The organism is Chitinibacter fontanus, from assembly GCF_013423785.1.
Lineage (GTDB): Bacteria > Pseudomonadota > Gammaproteobacteria > Burkholderiales > Chitinibacteraceae > Chitinibacter > Chitinibacter fontanus.
On the sequence record NZ_CP058952.1, the window covers coordinates 67,179 to 84,443 of the forward strand.

Below are 17,265 nucleotides of genomic sequence, written 5' to 3' on the forward strand. Positions count from 1 at the left end.
CATTGATCGGGCGATTGCCGCCAAGCACGATCGGCCTTCAACCCGGCGCAATCTATATGCAGTGCGAATAACTCAATTAGAGCGCAGAGAATGCAAAAATGGCTGTGAACAATTGCCACAGCCATTCGATTTAACGGGTTAAATTTGATCAGGCGCAATAAATTATGCCTGTGGGGTACTGGCTAAATCGCTTGAGGCTCACCTTCATCATGCAATTGCAACGCCCACATTTGCGCATAAACCCCGGCAGCGGCCAACAATTGACGATGCGTGCCGCGCTCGACAATTTGCCCATGCTGCATCACCAAGATTTCATCTGCATCCGAAATCGTCGACAGACGATGCGCAACAACGAGCGTCGTGCGATTTGCTGAAATGGCTTTCAATTCGGCCTGAATGGCTTTTTCGGTTTGCGAATCGAGCGCGCTGGTCGCTTCGTCAAAAATCAAGATCGGCGGGTTTTTCAGCACGGTACGCGCAATCGCCACGCGTTGTTTTTCACCGCCCGATAATTTCAAGCCACGCTCACCGACGGTGGTATCAAACCCATCGGGCAATTGCATGATGAAATCGTAGATATGCGCCGATTTGGCAGCTTCGATCACTTCTTCTCGACTCGCGCTCGGTTTGCCGTAGGCGATGTTGTAATAAATCGTGTCGTTAAACAGCACGGTGTCTTGGGGCACGATACCAATTTGCGCACGCAAATTGCTTTGTGCCAGCTCGCGCACATCATGGCCATTAATGCGAATTGCGCCTTGGTTCACATCATAAAAACGATACAACAGCCGCGACAGGGTTGATTTGCCCGCGCCACTGGAGCCCACCACCGCCACGGTTTTTCCGGCAGGAATCTGAAAGCTGATGCCATGCAAGATCGGGCGATTGCTGTCGTAGGCAAAATCGACGTTGCTAAACTCAACGCTGGCATTATCCAGATTGACGGTTTTGGCGTTATCACTGTCTTTGATCTCGGCATTGCGTGCCATCAGGCCAAACATTTTTTCCATATCGGCCAGCGAATTTTTAATTTCGCGATAGACAAACCCGAGGAAATTGAGCGGACCATACAGCTGCAATAGGAAGGCATTGACCAGCACCAAATCGCCCAAAGTCATCGTACCTTTCACCACGCCATTGGCCGCCATGCCCACCAGCAAAGTCACGCCGACGGCAATAATCGACGCTTGACCGGCATTTAGAAACGACAGCGAGACTTGGTTTTTAACCGCCGCAGATTCCCATTTGCTCAGGCTATGGTCATAGCGCTCGGCTTCCCAGCGCTCATTGCCAAAATACTTCACCGTTTCGTAATTAATCAGACTATCAATCGCGCGAGTATTGGCTTTGGAATCGAGATCATTCATATCACGGCGAAAATGCATGCGCCATTCGGTCACGCCCAGCGTAAAGCCGATATACAGCGCAATCGTCGCAAACGTTACCGCGGCAAAGGTCCAGTGATATTTTTGCAGCAAAATTGCCGCCACCAGGCCAATCTCGACCAAAGTCGGCAAGATATTAAATAGCGTGAAATTGAGTAAAAACGAAATGCCCTTGGTGCCACGATCAATATCGCGGCTCATGCCACCGGTTTGGCGCTCCAGATGAAACCGCAGTGATAGACGATGCAAATGCTCAAACACCTGCAGTGCAATTTTGCGGATCGCGCCTTGCGTGACTTTGGCAAAGACCGCGTCGCGCATCTCGCCCAGCACCGCCGAGCTCAACCGTAGCGCACCATAGCCCAGAATCAATGTCACCGGTAAAGCCAGCGCCAAGTCTTTGGCCGCCATTTGATCGACAATGTCTTTAAGCACCAGCGGCACCGCCACATTGGCGAGCTTAGCCAGCACCAGCAAGCTGAGCGCCAGCGCGACGCGCCATTTGTATTGCAGCAAATACGGCAGCAGGGTCTTCAAGGTTTTCCAGTTATTGCCACCCTCGATGGGCGCGGTGCTACTTGGTCGCATTAATGCAGAGTCCTTGGCATAGAAAGTACAAATTGGGCGATTTCGGCTTCAAATTCGGTGCCATCAGCGGCGATCATTTGGTAAGTGCCGCGCATCGTGCCCACCGGAGTCGCCAAAGTAACACCGCTGGTATATTCGAAAGTTTCGCCGGGCGCCAGCTCCGGATGCTCACCAATCACTCCAAGGCCGCGCACTTCCTGTGTTTTGCCACCAGCGTCTTCAATAATCCAGTGCCGCGCGATTAGCTTGGCAGTAATGCTGCCGGCATTTTCGATTGTGATTTGATACGCAAACGTATATTGCTCTTCAGCTTCATCCGACTGCTCGGGCAAATAAAACGGCCGTGCGGTGACACGAATTTGATAGCTGTGTTCCATATATTGATCCCTAAAAACCTAGACAACAATTTTGATTGCAAGGCATCGCAGCAAGAAAAATTTTAACCTGATCAGCAACAAATGCGGCCAAAGTTCAGAATACCAATCCACCAACCATCATATCGCGACAATTTGTTGCTAATCAGGGTGCATTTCTCAGCCAATGGCAAACTGGCATAATGTGATCACACTTAGCAAGGGAGCCACCAATGACTTTCCGCATCGCCCCAAGTATTTTATCTGCCGACTTTGCCCGCCTGGGCGAAGAAGTTAAAAACGTCATCGCAGCCGGTGCCGACATTATTCACTTTGATGTGATGGATAATCATTATGTGCCCAACCTGACCATCGGCCCCTTAGTATGCGACGCGATCCGCCCATGGACCGATGCGCCGATTGATGTGCATCTGATGGTGAAACCCGTTGATCGCATCATCCCAGATTTTGCCAAGGCTGGCGCCAATATCATCACCTTCCACCCCGAAGCGTCCGAGCATATCGATCGTTCGCTCGGCCTGATTCGTGACTGTGGCTGCAAGGCCGGTTTGGTATTTAACCCCGCCACGCCACTGCATTACCTCGATTATGTGATGGATAAAATTGATATGATCTTGTTGATGTCAGTGAATCCGGGCTACGGCGGTCAATCGTTTATCCCTGCCACCTTGGATAAAGCACGCCAAGCGCGCGCGCTGATCGATGCCTACAGCGCAAAAACTGGCCGCGAAATTTGGCTGGAAATCGACGGCGGCGTTAAAGTCGACAATATCGCGCAAATTGCCGCTGCAGGTATCGATACCTTTGTGGCTGGCTCGGCAATTTATAGCCAGCCTGATTACAAAGCCGTGATCGACCAAATGCGCGCTGAACTCGCCACCGTCAAATAAGGATATTTATGAAGTTACTGCACAACCCCCGCTGCAGCAAAAGCCGCGAAGCACTCGCGGCTTTGCAAGATGCTGGCCATACTCCAGAAGTGTGGCGTTATCTGGATGAGTCACTGACCGAGCCACAAATTCGAGAATTACTGGCGCAACTTGGCATCGCACCGCTCGCGCTAGTGCGCACCAAGGAAGAACTGTGGCGGGAGTTGAGTAGCGATAAAACACTGAGCGATGATGACATCATCGCCCTACTCGCCAGCCACCCCAAACTGATCGAGCGCCCGATTTTGACTCACAACGGCAAAGCGGCGATTGGCAGGCCATTAGAAAATATCCTAGCCCTGCTTGACTAGCAATGTATACAACCCAAAGCCACATTCAAAAATAATTACAGAGCAATACCCACATGAGTATCCAAGCTATCGCTTTTGACCTCGACGGCACCCTCGTCGATTCGATTCACGACCTCGCTCGCGCCGCCAACGCCGCACGCGCCGATTTGGGCCTCGCGCCGTTGGCGCAAGACACCGTTGAAAGCTATGTCGGCGACGGCGCAGCCAGCCTAGTTGCCCGCGTCCTAGCTGATGATATGGCCGCCGAATTTGACGGCAGCGAGTTGCAACAAAAAGGCATGACGCAATTTAATCTGCACTACCGTGCGGGCCTGACGATTGCGACCAAGTTCTACCCTAAAGTACAAGAAACCCTACACGCGCTGCACGAGCGTGGCCTGCCGCTGGCGATTATCACCAACAAACCCGAGCGCTTCACCTTGCCACTACTGCGCGAGCTGGGCGTGTTCGAGCATTTTGATGTGATTGTGGCGGGCGACACGCTGCCCGAGCGCAAACCATCGGCACTGCCACTGGCCCACACCGCCGATAAACTTGGTATTGAGTTGGAAAACATGCTGATGGTCGGCGATTCAAAAAATGATATTTTGGCCGCCAAAAATGCTGGCTGCCCGAATGTACTGGTTAGCTATGGTTATGGTGACGAACTGGAAAAAATGGGCGCCGATGCCATTATCCATCGCTTTGATGAGCTGTTTGCTTTTCTGGAAGAGTAAATCGGTTTCTAGCATAAAAAAGCCCGATCTATTGATCGGGCTTTTTTATTATTGCCTGGGGTAGATCGATTACTGCTCAGCCAAATAATTACGCGCTGGCACAATCACCAAACCAGCCCGTTGCCCCGGCGGTACATCTGGGTTGGGGAAAATAATCCGCGCGTCGTCTTCGGTAATCACAAATGGCACACCCGCGTCTTCTGCCAAGGTGAGACCTTTAGCTAGCGGGGTGAAATTATCGGTTTTGCCGTCGATGGCAAATTTGAAATCATGGCTGGTTTTCGGGATTTCGCGCGAAACACGGAAAATCTGCACCTGCGGTGGAATCAGCTCTGGGTGCGGCAATTGACCTTGAATCAGGCCACTCAAGTAGGCATCCATTTTGCTCAGATCAATGCCGGTATTTTGGCCAAACGGGCGCGCACTGCCTAATTCAATGGTAAAAGCGTGCGCATCGTATTTGTAGTTGGACGAATAAGAAAACGTACTTGAACTGGTTGATTGCAGCAATACCGTCTCAACACCAGCCAAGCTTAAGCGGGCGATTTCGGTCGCGCTAAAGCGGCAACCGGGCTTGGGTAGCGGGTAAATGGCGAATTTTTCGATCAATGAGCCATGAATCGCCGTGTGCAAATCGTAGTGAAAACGCGGCGTGGTGTTGCTGCCAAAGAAGCGCCCAACGTGCATTTCCAGCATCATCGCGCGGCGCTTCTCAGGGCCATCTTCTACTTCGGGGCTACGGTTAAACAGTCGATTCATATCTTCTTCAACAAACCGTTTACCCGCGCGCAGCGCCGCCACATTGCCAAAAATAAACAGCACACGCGATTTTACCCGCAACTCTTGCCGCAAAATACGCTCGATCAATTGCTCGACCAGCTCGACCGGCGCGGTTTCATTGCCATGAATACCGCATGACACCACCAAATCGAGCCCACTGCTGCTAGCATCATTGGGCTCGAAGCGAATCACCCCTTCATCCAGTACCTGAACGCACATCCCATTGGGCAAGCAATACTGCAAGCCCATTGATGTTTCACCGGCTAGGGTTTTTTGTAAGAAGGTGGAATTCGACATCGGATAACCTCGTTAAAACTGGCTCAGGCCCAGTGCGCCACACCAACAGCGACACCGCAGGCCAAACCAAAGCATTGTTGGCCGTCAGTTTAGCAGCCTTGGTACGATCTGGCTGCGCCAACAGGCCTGAGCTGTGGCATTTACTCGGCATCACTGCCATTGCGCTGGAATGGATAAATCGCGCCCAACTGCAAAATCTGCGTTAATTCATCCAAAGCGGTGCGAACCTCATTAAGCAGCGACGGATCGAGCAAATCGCTTTCATGCAGGCGATCCCGATAATGGCGCTGCACCCACTGTGTAAGCTGGCCGTACAGCGTATCGTTCATCCACACTGCCGGGTTAACCGCCGCCGCTTCGGCCGCAGTCAACGCTACGCGCAAACGCAGACAGGCCGGGCCACCACCGTTTTGCATACTTTGCTTTAAATCGAACACCAGTAATTCATCAATCGCGCGATTATCGTGCACCAGATGCTGCAGATAAGCCCACACCGCTGGCGTATTGGCGCATTCTTCGGGCACCAGCAGCCGCTGTTTGCCATTAGCCTTGGCAAGCAATTGGCTATTAAACAGATACGATTTGACGGCATCGGCAACACTAACGGCCGAGCTTGGCACTTCAATCAACTCAAAACCCGCACCATATTTTTGATTCAGCTCGGCATACACCTGCGGCGCATTCAAAAAGGCTTGATCGTGGCAGAACAGCACATTCTGATTACCCACCGCAATCACATCATTGTGAAATACGCCCGCATCGATCACGGCCGGATTTTGCTGGGCAAAGACCGTGTGCGTCTCGCGCAAGCCATGTCGACGCGCAACGGCTTGGCTAGCCTCTAGCGTGTGGCGCGCCGGGAAACGCTGCGGCTCAACGCTACCGCCCCAGTGTTGCCGGCCATAGACAAAAAACTCGACGCCCTGCCCCGCATAATCCTGACAAAATCGCGTGTGATTGGCTGCGCCCTCATCACCCATGGCAGCTAGCATCGGCAGCGCCGCATGCACGGCAAAATGTTGCTGATCGGCAAAGATCGCGTGCAAAGTACGCGCAGTCTGGCGATGCTCGATGGCGCGGTGAAATTTATTTTGCAAATTGGCTACTGTGAAATGCACACGGCCATCACCGGTATCACCCGATGGGCTTACCGTGGCTGCATTGGCCGTCCACATTGATGAGGCCGAACACATCGCCGACAAATACCCTGGATTAGTATTGCCTACAGCAGCAATCATATCCTGATCACTACCTGTATACCCCAGCTCTCGCATTAGCCAAGTCGCAGGGCGCTCTTGTGGTGGCAATACGCCTTGCCGATAGCCCATATCGGCCAGCGCTTTCATTTTGGCCAAGCCTTGCAACGCCGCTTCACGCGGATTGGCGACTAGTTTGGCATTACCGGTTGAGGCGACATTACCGAAAGAATGACCACCATAATGGTGGGTTGGGCCAACAAGGCCGTCAAAATTGGCTTCAAACCCTGCTTGATCTGCAGTCAAATGTGGTGCGCTCATTACAAGGTCATCCCTGGTGATAATTGACTAGGACACGTCAACTGCTCGGCTTCAATCGACGCCACTGGATAGGCGCAATAATCAGCGGCGTAGTACGCGCTGGCGCGATGATTACCCGATGCACCGACGCCACCAAATGGCGCGGCACTCGATGCGCCGGTGAGCGGCTTATTCCAGTTCACAATCCCGGCACGCGATTCGCGCCAAAAGCGTTCGTATTGCTCACGCGAGTCGCTCAAAATACCGGCCGCTAGACCGAATCGGGTCGCATTAGCCAGAGTCATCGCGTGTTCAAACGATGCATAGCGCTGCACTTGCAGTAACGGGCCAAAATATTCATCATCCGGCAAATCGGCCACAGCGCTGACATCAACAATGCCGGCTGACAGCAGCGCCGTGCCTGTTTGCAGATTACGCATTTCGAGCAGGCTGACCGCGCCTGCCGCAATTAGGCGAGTTTGCGCCGCCAGCAGGTTTTGCGCCGCGGCAGCCGACACCACCGCGCCCATAAATGGTTGGGGCTCGGCATCCCATGCGCCCACTTGCAGCTGAGATGTGACTTCAACTAAACGTGTGAGGAATGCATCGCCCCACGCGCCTTGCGGCACTAGCAAACGGCGCGAGCAGGTGCAGCGCTGGCCGGCAGAAATAAACGCCGATTGAATCACATGATGCAAAGCCGCTTTGACGTCGGCGACCTCTTCAACCAGCAGCGGATTATTGCCGCCCATTTCCAGCGCCAAGATTTTCTCGGGTTGACCGGAAAACTGTTTATGCAGCGCGTAGCCCGTTGCCGCGCTGCCAGTAAAATACAAACCATCAATTTGTGGATGCGCAGCCAGCGCCACACCGGTATCACGCGCACCTTGCACCACATTCAACACGCCCGCCGGCAGGCCAGCGGCCAGCCACAGTTCGGCGGTTTTCTGCGCAGTCAGCGGCGCAAGTTCAGACGGTTTAAACACGACGCAATTACCGGCCAGTAAGGCTGGCACGATATGGCCATTTGGCAAATGGCCGGGGAAATTATACGGGCCAAACACCGCAACGACACCGTGTGGGCGGTGACGCAAGACGGCCATCGCGTCGCCTTGCGCCGCTTCTTTGGTGCCGGTGCGCTCTTCATAGCTTTTTACCGAAATCTCGATCTTATTGATCATTGTGGTGACTTCGGTCAGCGCTTCCCAACGGGGTTTGCCGGTTTCCAAGCCGATGGTGGCAGCCAAATCAGCCTGATTGGCTTTGAGCAACTCGCCAAAATTGCGAATCAGCGCGACTCGCGCCGCGAATTCCAGATCGCGCCACGCAACAAAGGCGGCACGCGCACTGCGGACAGCGGCATCCACATCGGAAGCGCTGGCGGCATGGCCTTGCCAAACGGGAAGCTGGGTCACCGGATTATTCGATGAAAATGCACTAGCTGAGCCTTGCTGCCACTGGCCGTGAATCAAATTCATTGCTTACCCCTTAGCGGAAAGTGCAACGGCGCGAACATTCGCACCATCTTCAAGATTAAGACGTTTCAAGACCTCGCCAGTTAGCGGCAAGCTGTCTTCGAGCGGGCGGGTGTAGGCAATAGTGGCGCGAAAATCAGCCAGCTCACCATTACTCACCAGCCATGCGGTGCCATTTTTAGGCGCCTGCGCCACGGCCAAACTTTGGAAAATGCGGCTGTCTTTGACCGCACGGATCGTGTCGCGTGGGCATTCCAGACTTGGGCCAGCATCAAAGATGTCGATATAGCCCTGATAGCGAAAGCCTTCGGCCTCCAGCATCGCGCGTGCGGGCATCGTAGCGGGATGCACATGACCAATCACGCTCTGTGCTTCTGCAGAAAGCAAACAGGTATAAATCGGATATTTGGGCATTAGTTCGGCAATAAATGATTTGCTGCCGACATACGAGAGAAAATCAGCTTGGGCAAAATCCATTTTGAAAAAATGGCGGCCTAAGCTCTCCCAAAAGGGCGAACGCCCTGCTTCATCAGACACACCGCGCATTTCGGCGATCACGCGCGTACTAAAACGTGCAGGGTGCGCGGCCATAAATAGCAGCCGCGATTTTGACAGCAAGGCGCCGTTGCCATCTTTGCGATAATCGGGCGATAAAAATAAGGTGCACAGCTCACTGGCACCAGTTAAATCCGAGGTCAGAAACAAGGTGGGCAATTGCTTGTAGATATCCAGCTCACGCGAGGCGTGCACCGATAAACCGACCCGATAGTTGTACCAAGTGTCATCCATCCCGACAGCTGCTTCAACGCCGCAAATGCCGACCACCGCGCCAGTGGCGTCGTCTTCCAGCGCGAATAGATAACTGGCCTGCCCCAATTCAGGATCGCCATTCAAACTATCAATACTGGCTTGAATTCGTGCGGTAAAGCGCTCAGGGTTGGCTTGTAATGTAGTCACCCCTACGCCAGCGTTGCTGGCTAAGGCCAGAATCGCATCAAGATCGGTAAGACGGGTGGGACGAATCAGCATTGAGTAGGCCTTGGGTCAGAGAGACAGGACTTACTCAATGTAGCAAAGGGGAAAAATAATGCGTATTGGGTCTATCCCCAGCAAACGCTGAGGCCGGTTGATGTTTGGGTGGGCTGGTGTTTAGCGGCTAACCAACAAACTGCGCGCACCTTCAAAGCGTGGCGCGAAATAGCTGTTGTTCATTGATTCAATTCTGACTTTGCCTTTGCTCGATGGCGCATGGATGAAATTGCCATCACCCAGATAAATGCCCACATGCGAGAACGGCCGCCCCAGTGTATTAAAAAACACCAAATCACCCGGCTTGAGCTGGTCTTTTTCCACTGGATGCGTGGCCTGCGCCATCTCGGCGGCCGAGCGTGGTAGCTCGACTTGTAGCGCGTTTTTGTAAACGTATTTCACCAAACCACTGCAATCAAGACCCGCTTCTGGATTATTGCCACCAAATTGGTAACCGGTGTCGAGCAATCCCAAGGCCACCATAATCACTTCTCTGGCATCACCCTCGACCTGTATTTTGCTCAAACTAGGCTTGGTGGGTATTGGCTTACTAGGCTTGCTTGGTATAGGCTTGGTGCTCATACACCCAGCCAGTATTAGCAATAAAACCAAGGGCAACAGCGACTTAAACATCGGCCAGCACTTTGATGTGTTCAGTGACGCTCCGCGCCAAAGACGATAAGTCATAGCCACCTTCAAGCAAAGACACAATGCGCTTTTGCGCATGGGTTTCAGCCACTTTCATCAGCTGCTTGGTCACCCAGGCATAATCGGCTTCCACCAGCCCCATTGAGCCCATATCATCTTCGAGGTGCGCATCAAACCCAGCTGAAATCAGGATTAATTCCGGTGCAAAATCATTCAGTGCTGGCAGCCATTTTTCAGTCACCACCTCGCGAAACTCCGCCCCGCGACTAGCACGCGGCATGGCAATATTGAGCATATTGCTGCCCTTGGGTACATCGCCGCTATACGGAAAGAACGGGTGCTGAAAGATACTGACCATCAGCACTTTAGGCTCATCAAAAAAAGCGTCTTCAGTGCCGTTACCATGATGAACGTCGAAATCGACAATTGCCACGCGTTGCAGGCCGTATTCGGCAATTGCATGGCGTGCCGCGACAGCAATATTATTCAAAAAGCAAAACCCCATGCCGCGTTCGCGCTCGGCATGGTGGCCCGGTGGGCGCACCAGACAAAAAGCGTTTTGTGCTTTGCCAGTCATCACCATATCTACCGCCTGCACACCAGCGCCGGCAGCGTAATAAGCCGCGTTTAGCGAATAGGGGTTCATCGCGGTATCTGGCTCAAGATGCACATGCCCCGTGGCGGGCGACATCATCGCCAGTTTATCGAGATATTCTTCGGGATGGACTCGCAGCAATTGCTCCCGTGTGGCAGGATGGGCATTTGTATGCAATAAATAATCCCAGATGCCTGCCGCCATCAAGCGATCCTGAATCGCTGCGATACGCTCAGGACATTCTGGATGCCCCTTCCCCATTTCGTGCATACTGCACGCTGAGTGCCCGATCAATGCAGTTGCGCCGCTAGAACCGTACAATGGCTTTACCTATCTACCGATATTATTCGCTTAAAGTTTACGCTTGAGTCGCTACGAGGAAAAGAATGACGCTACAAAGCCGTGAAATGTTGCAACTTCTGCACCAAGCCGAGCGCCAATTAAATCAAATCATTCTGGGCAAGGCGGCCGCAATGCGCTTAGCGCTGATTTGCATCTTGGCCCGCGGGCATTTATTACTCGAGGATGTACCGGGTGTTGGTAAAACCACGATGGCGCACGCGCTAGCCACCGTTTTAGGTTTACGTTTTGCGCGCGTGCAATTTACCAGCGATCTGCTACCGGCCGATTTACTGGGCGTGTCGGTGTATGAGCGCAACGCTGAGGCATTTCGCTTTCATCCGGGCCCAATTTTTACCCAAGTGTTGCTGGCGGATGAAATTAATCGGGCCACACCGAAAACCCAATCCGCATTATTGGAAGCAATGGCAGAGCAACAAGTCACTATTGATGGCGAAACCAATCGCTTACCCGAGCCATTTTTTGTTATAGCAACACAAAACCCGCAAGCCCAGATAGGCACCTTCGAGCTACCTGAATCTCAACTCGATCGCTTTTTACTGCGACTGGAGCTGGGCTACCCCGATGCTAAAGCCGAGCGCGCGCTACTCGAAGGCACAAGCAGACACGCCGTTTTGGCACAGATACAGCCTATTCTGTCCCCAGCTAGCCTGATGCAAGCTCAAGCAATGATCCAAAGCATAAAATTAGCCGAACCGCTACTCGATTACATTCAAGCGCTTCTAGCGGCTACCCGCGAAGATCAACGCTTTAGCTGCGGGCTATCGCCACGTGCAGCATTAGGTTTAGTCCAGGCATGTAAAGCCAGCGCCTGGCTAGGTAACCGCACTATGGTCATTCCTGAGGATGTACAACGCGTGTTCCCGGCTTTAGCGGGACACCGCTTGATTTTGCGACAATCGGGACGCTCAGATCCTCAGTTGGCCGAGCAACTAATGCACACCGTGGCGATTCCATAAGCATGATGGTATCGGTCAAGCAATCGATCGTGGCTTATTGGCAGCGTTACTGGCTGCAGTTTCTGCGCTCACGTCACCCCACAGAAACAGGGCGGATACGCATTAGGCATCAACGGCTGTATATTTTACCCACGCTATATGGCTTAGGCTTTGCCTTAATTGCGTTAACAATGCTGATCGGCGCGCTAAATTATCAACTCAGTTTGGGCTTCTTTTTTTCCTTCTTGCTCATTGGCATTGGTCACGCCATTTTGTTACGCAGCTATGCCAATCTGCTGGGCTTACAGCTGAGCGCGGGCAATGCCGTGGGGGTTTTTGCCGGTGAAAATGTCTACTTTCCGATTACACTACACAACGAGAAAGTGCAGGCACGCTATGGTGTTCAATTACACACGATGAGCCAGGAGCCTGTTGATTGCCATATCGAGGGTTTAACTCATCAATTAGTCGCACTCCCCATCAATACGCTGCGACGTGGCAAGCTAAAAATACCCCGCCTCACCATCAGTAGTCGCATGCCGATGGGGCTGTTCCGGTGCTGGACCTATGTCAATTTAGACAGCGAAGTTCTTATTTACCCACAACCCGAGCTAAATCCCCCTCCCTTGCCGGAGCAAGGCAATATCAGCCAAGGGAGGAAAAAACTACTCAGTGGTAACGATGACTTTGCTGGCTTGCGTGAGTTTCAGCGTGGCGATGCGCGCCATGATATTGCTTGGAAACAAAGCGCGCGGAGCGAAAAAATCTTGGTGAGACAACAGCAATCCACACAGGGCGCCACCTTATGGTTATCGTGGGATGACATCGAGGGCTTGGCACTTGAAGCCAAGCTCTCACGCCTAACAGCGTGGGTATTGCAAGCGCAAGCACTTAATCGACCATATGGTTTGGCTTTACCTACACTGGCAATTTCCCCTGGTCATGGCCAGGATCATCTACAGCGTTGCCTCTGCGCTCTAGCCGAGTATGCCGACTCATGAAACGTGCCAATCGACCTCTACACGCCAATGAACAGCAGCTATTAAGCCTCACCTTGGCTGTTTGTGCGATTCCACATTTGCTGGAGCAACCTTGGTGGCTGGCTGTCAGTTTAGGGATCATCCTGCTGGCCTTAAGCCGCTTAAGTGCCGATTTGCGTCTACGCATACCGCGTTACACTCATATTGTATTGGGTTTATTAGTCGCCATTTTAGTATTTCAGGCCTACAAAACCTTAGTCGGACGCGAAGGTGGCGTCGCCGTTTTATTGGCCCTGTGTATCGTTAAACTGGTTGAAACACGATATTTACGGGATGCGCGTGCCTTAATTTTGTTGATGTTTTTACTCACAGGCATCGCTTTTCTGCACTCACAGGAGCTTTGGTTAGCCGCCTATTCCCTAGCTTCAACCGCTACAATTTTGTATTGCGGACAAAAAATTGAACAAGAAATACTCCCCATACGTACTAACACCAAGACCACGCTAAGATTAATCCTGGAAGGTATACCTATTGCGATTCTGCTTTTCGTACTCTTTCCACGCCTACCTGCGCCCCTCTGGTCAATGCCCGATAACAACACAGCAAAAAGCGGCTTGCCAGGCGATCAGATGAGTCCAGGCAGTATTGGTAATATGATTCAGGACGAAAGCATTGCGTTTCGAGTGCAGTTCAAAAATAACACACCGGCAAAATCCGCCATGTATTGGCGTGGCCCAGTATTTGAAGATTTTGATGGCGAACGTTGGCGTCCAGCATTTACCCAACAAAATCTTCAGGCGGGAGCGGCGCAATCTCAATGGGTGAACAAGAATCCAGCTCAAATCATTGGGCTTGGCCAAAGCTATCAGTACAGCCTGACCCTTGAGCCACATCAGCAGAACTGGGTACTAGCCCTCGATGTTGCAACACAAACACCAGCAAACACGCATCTGAGTAATCGCCTGCAAGTATTAAGTGAAGTACCCATTACAGAACGCAAGCGTTTTGAGCTGCAGGCACAAACCAGCTGGATCACTAGCGGGGAAAGCAACCGACAAATCGAGCGCAGTCTTGCATTGCCCGCAGAGCTAAATCCTCAAGCAAGCGCATTGGCAGAACAGTGGCTCAACCTTCCAACCGAGCAACGTGTTGCGCGGGCACTGCAATGGCTGACTGAGGGCGGCTTTAGCTACACCCTGACCCCTCCTGTTTTGACCAGCCGACATCGTGTTGATGAATTCTTATTTCAAAGCAAGCAAGGCTTTTGTGAGCACTACGCCAGTGCTTTTACATTCTTAATGCGAGCCGCAGGTGTTCCCGCACGGGTAGTGACAGGCTATCAGGGGGCCACCCAAAATGGCGATTATTGGCTAATCCGCCAAGCGGATGCCCATGCCTGGACTGAAGTATGGCTGGAAAGCCGCGGCTGGCAGCGCGTTGATCCAACCTTTGTTATTTCACCCACTCGGATTAATGCCGGCATTGCCCGCAGTGTAGAAAGTAGCGCGCTGCCATTTATGTTGCGCAGCGATAATGCCTGGGTACGTAATTTAAGACTCAAAGCCGATATTGTGATCAACACCTGGAATCAGTGGGTTGTCGGCTACGACCAGCAACGACAAAGTGATTTTTTAAAAAAACTAGGGATCGATGATTTTTTAACTGGTGCTTTTTTGCTGTGGTTAATTGGAGGTTTGGCTGTCATTTTAGGCAGCTTTGCCGCATGGTTAATTTATAAAAACCGCCCACCTCGGCCAGATGCTGCAAGTCAAGCTTATCGGCTCTTTAGCAAAAAACTCCGGCCCATACTGCGTGCCGACAGTGAAGCTCCGCAGCATTTCGCTGCACGGGCCAGTGAGCATTTTCCAAACCATGCAAAACAAATAGTGACGATTACTCAGCTCTATCTAAAGGCACGCTACGCCCAAGAGCCCGCTGCTTTACGTGCGCTACAGCGTGAAGTGGCACGTTTTAACCCCCAACGGAAATCGTGAAACTTTGCCCCTAATCCTCAGTCTGACCCCCTTCACCTTTATCTCAAATCAAGCCTAGATCACTTCAGACGGACAAAAGGCGGTAATTCGGTGGATTTTAATAGCCTCAAAGGCTAGAATGATCCGCCTTTGTTGGGCTTACAAACGGAATTTTTCATTTATGTTTATCACACCTGCATTCGCATCGACTGCTCCGGCAGAACCAAACGCCTTCATGTCTTTTCTGCCCATGATCGTGATCTTTGTGATTTTCTGGTTTTTGATGATTCGTCCGCAGCAGAAAAAAGCTAAAGAACATCAAGCTATGCTAGGCGCATTGCAAAAAGGCGATGAAGTAACCACGACCGGTGGCTTGGTTGGCCGTATTGCAAAATTGAACGAGCAGTTTGTAACGCTAGAAGTCTCTGATGGCGTTGAAATTGTGATCCAGCGCGCGGCCATTGGCCAACGCCTGGAAAAAGGCACTTTGAAATCTAATAAGTAATTCAAAAATAATAATTTACCGAGTTGGGCGGCCTTTACGCCGCCTCTCAGGGGCTCAGCATGAATCGCTATCCGCTCTGGAAGTACATCCTTTTGATTGTCACACTGGTTGTGGCAACTTTGTACACCCTGCCTAATTTATTTGGTGAAAGTCCGGCTGTTCAGGTCTCTAGTGGTCGAGTCACCGTCAAAGTGACCGAATCCATGGTGGCTCAGGCAACGCAAATTGCCACTGCTGCTGGTGTAACACCGATCGACGCTTACTTTGAAGCGGGTTCAGTGAAGCTGCGCTTTAAAGACACCGACAGCCAAATCAAGGCCAAAGATGCGATTCAATCTGCCTTAGGTAGCGATTATGTCATTGCACTCAACTTGGTATCTGACACCCCAGCATGGCTAAGCAAATTAAACGCAAAACCAATGGTTTTGGGTCTGGACTTGCGCGGCGGCGTACATTTCCTGCTCGAAGTTGACATGAAAGCAGCGGTCGATAAAGCGCTGGAAAAAACTTCAGGTGATATTCGCCGTGAACTGAAAGCAAAAAAAGTACGCTACGGCAAAATCACCAAAGAGCGTGATCGTGTAGAAGTTCAATTACGTGATGCAGAAACGTTGGCTGCCGCTACTAAAGCTTTGCGCGATACGCTGGCAAATCTGAAAGTTGAAAGCATCAGTGCCGATGGCAATTACAAGCTGGTTGTTACCTATCCCGAAACCGCACTGTTACAACTTAAAAATGATGCTGTAAAACAAAACATCACCACCTTACACAATCGCGTCAATGAACTTGGCGTGGCAGAGCCCGTGATCCAGCAACAAGGTGAAGGTCGGATTGTTGTGCAATTGCCTGGCGTACAAGACACCGCCAAAGCCAAAGACATCCTGGGCCGCACGGCAACGCTGGAAGTACGTCTAGTAGAAGATGATCAAGCCAAACTGAGCGAAGCGCTCAATGGCAACGTACCCGTTGGTTATGAATTGATGACCGAGCGTCACAGCTCGGGCAAAAGCGTCCCTATCTTGGTTCGCAAAGAAGTTGAGCTTACTGGTGAAAATATCAATGACGCGCAAGCGGGCTTTGATGATCACAATGCACCAGCAGTGCATTTGGGCTTAGATTCCACAGGCGCGACTATTTTCAAAGACCTTACCCGCGAAAACGTCAATAAACGCATCGCGATGATCTTGATTGAAAAAGGTAAAGGCGAAGTTGTCACTGCACCAGTTGTGCGCGGTGAAATTGGCGGTGGCCGCGTACAAATTTCTGGCTCAATGGGCGTTGCCGAAGCCAATGATACAGCGTTGTTGTTGCGTGCCGGCTCTTTGGCGGCCCCAATGGAAATTGTAGAAGAGCGCACAATTGGCCCATCACTGGGTAAAGAAAACATCAGCAAAGGCTTCAACTCGACCCTGTACGGCTTTGCAGCCATTGCAATCTTCATGATGATTTACTACCGCGTATTCGGCGTAGTATCAACGATCGCACTGGGCGCTAACCTCTTGTTCTTGATTGCTTTACTTTCATTGCTCGGTGTTACCTTGACCCTACCAGGGATTGCAGCCATTGCACTGACTTTGGGTATGGCAATTGACTCCAACGTTTTGATTAATGAACGGGTGCGTGAAGAACTACGCGAGGGTCAAAGCCCACATATGGCTATTACGAATGGCTATAAACACGCGTTTGATACCATTTTGGATTCAAATATCACCACGCTAATCGCGGGTTTGGCACTACTGATCTTCGGTTCGGGTGCGGTACGAGGCTTTGCTTGGGTACACTGCCTAGGCATCATGACTTCTATGTTCAGCGCGGTGTTTGTATCCCGTGCTCTGATTAATCTGATCTACGGCCGTCGTCGCAACTTGACCACGCTTGCGGTGTAA

At 51.7% G+C, this 17,265-nt stretch carries 16 protein-coding genes; 8 read left to right on the forward strand and 8 right to left on the reverse strand.

The window, feature by feature from the left end; all coding sequences use genetic code 11:
* Positions 1-182: 182 nt before the first annotated feature.
* Positions 183-1,973, reverse strand: coding sequence for an ABCB family ABC transporter ATP-binding protein/permease (locus tag HZU75_RS00300; protein ID WP_180307248.1), 1,791 nt, complete (start codon positions 1,971-1,973; stop codon positions 183-185).
* Positions 1,973-2,350 (reverse strand): Co2+/Mg2+ efflux facilitator ApaG/CorD, encoded by a 378-nt coding sequence (apaG, locus tag HZU75_RS00305; RefSeq protein ID WP_180307249.1) that lies wholly within the window; start codon positions 2,348-2,350, stop codon positions 1,973-1,975. Before apaG ends, HZU75_RS00300 begins: the two co-directional genes overlap by 1 nt.
* A 209-nt stretch (positions 2,351-2,559) precedes the next feature.
* Between apaG and rpe the strand changes: the two genes are divergently transcribed.
* From rpe to HZU75_RS00320, 3 genes are read left to right on the forward strand one after another with little or no spacing between them, the layout of a single operon-like run.
* Positions 2,560-3,237, forward strand: coding sequence for a ribulose-phosphate 3-epimerase (rpe, locus tag HZU75_RS00310; protein WP_180307250.1), 678 nt, complete (start codon positions 2,560-2,562; stop codon positions 3,235-3,237).
* 8 nt (positions 3,238-3,245) lie between these two features.
* Positions 3,246-3,587 (forward strand): arsenate reductase (glutaredoxin), encoded by a 342-nt coding sequence (gene arsC, locus HZU75_RS00315; protein WP_180307251.1) that lies wholly within the window; start codon positions 3,246-3,248, stop codon positions 3,585-3,587.
* A 53-nt stretch (positions 3,588-3,640) separates the two neighbouring features.
* Positions 3,641-4,303, forward strand: a complete 663-nt coding sequence (locus HZU75_RS00320; protein WP_180307252.1) for a phosphoglycolate phosphatase — start codon at positions 3,641-3,643, stop codon at positions 4,301-4,303.
* Between the two features lie 69 nt (positions 4,304-4,372).
* On the opposite strand, the gene astE is transcribed toward HZU75_RS00320, so the two are convergent.
* The 6 genes from astE to HZU75_RS00350 form a co-directional block, all read right to left on the reverse strand.
* The gene (gene astE / locus HZU75_RS00325; RefSeq protein ID WP_180307253.1) at positions 4,373-5,380 is read right to left on the reverse strand and encodes a succinylglutamate desuccinylase; all 1,008 of its coding nucleotides are present in this window, start codon (positions 5,378-5,380) and stop codon (positions 4,373-4,375) included.
* 140 nt (positions 5,381-5,520) lie between these two features.
* Positions 5,521-6,897 carry an N-succinylarginine dihydrolase gene (astB, locus tag HZU75_RS00330; RefSeq protein ID WP_180307254.1) on the reverse strand — a complete coding sequence of 459 codons (1,377 nt, stop codon included), beginning with the start codon at positions 6,895-6,897 and terminating at the stop codon, positions 5,521-5,523.
* A complete protein-coding gene (gene astD, locus HZU75_RS00335; protein ID WP_180307255.1) occupies positions 6,897-8,354 on the reverse strand; it encodes a succinylglutamate-semialdehyde dehydrogenase in 1,458 nt (485 codons plus the stop codon). Before astD ends, astB begins: the two co-directional genes overlap by 1 nt.
* 3 nt (positions 8,355-8,357) lie before the next feature.
* Entirely contained in the window at positions 8,358-9,380 is a 1,023-nt protein-coding gene (gene astA / locus HZU75_RS00340) for an arginine N-succinyltransferase (RefSeq protein WP_180307256.1), read from the reverse strand.
* 120 nt (positions 9,381-9,500) lie between these two features.
* Positions 9,501-9,962, reverse strand: a complete 462-nt coding sequence (locus tag HZU75_RS00345; RefSeq protein ID WP_228028130.1) for a C40 family peptidase — start codon at positions 9,960-9,962, stop codon at positions 9,501-9,503.
* Between the two features lie 43 nt (positions 9,963-10,005).
* Positions 10,006-10,893, reverse strand: coding sequence for a histone deacetylase family protein (locus tag HZU75_RS00350; protein WP_180307258.1), 888 nt, complete (start codon positions 10,891-10,893; stop codon positions 10,006-10,008).
* A gap of 116 nt (positions 10,894-11,009) precedes the next feature.
* Here HZU75_RS00350 and HZU75_RS00355 point away from each other — a divergent pair, with 116 nt between their 5' ends.
* The 5 genes from HZU75_RS00355 to secD all read left to right on the forward strand — a co-directional run bounded on the left by HZU75_RS00355 (position 11,010) and on the right by secD (position 17,265).
* Entirely contained in the window at positions 11,010-11,942 is a 933-nt protein-coding gene (locus HZU75_RS00355) for an AAA family ATPase (protein WP_180307259.1), read from the forward strand.
* Positions 11,943-11,944: 2 nt separating this feature from the next.
* Positions 11,945-12,922, forward strand: a complete 978-nt coding sequence (locus HZU75_RS00360; RefSeq protein ID WP_180307260.1) for a DUF58 domain-containing protein — start codon at positions 11,945-11,947, stop codon at positions 12,920-12,922.
* Complete coding sequence (locus tag HZU75_RS00365) at positions 12,919-14,895, forward strand: transglutaminase TgpA family protein (protein ID WP_180307261.1); 1,977 nt, start codon at positions 12,919-12,921, stop codon at positions 14,893-14,895. Before HZU75_RS00360 ends, HZU75_RS00365 begins: the two co-directional genes overlap by 4 nt.
* Before the next feature lie 160 nt (positions 14,896-15,055).
* Positions 15,056-15,379: a preprotein translocase subunit YajC gene (yajC, locus tag HZU75_RS00370; RefSeq protein WP_180307262.1), complete on the forward strand. Its 324-nt coding sequence runs from the start codon at positions 15,056-15,058 to the stop codon at positions 15,377-15,379.
* Between the two features lie 59 nt (positions 15,380-15,438).
* Entirely contained in the window at positions 15,439-17,265 is a 1,827-nt protein-coding gene (gene secD / locus HZU75_RS00375) for a protein translocase subunit SecD (protein ID WP_180307263.1), read from the forward strand.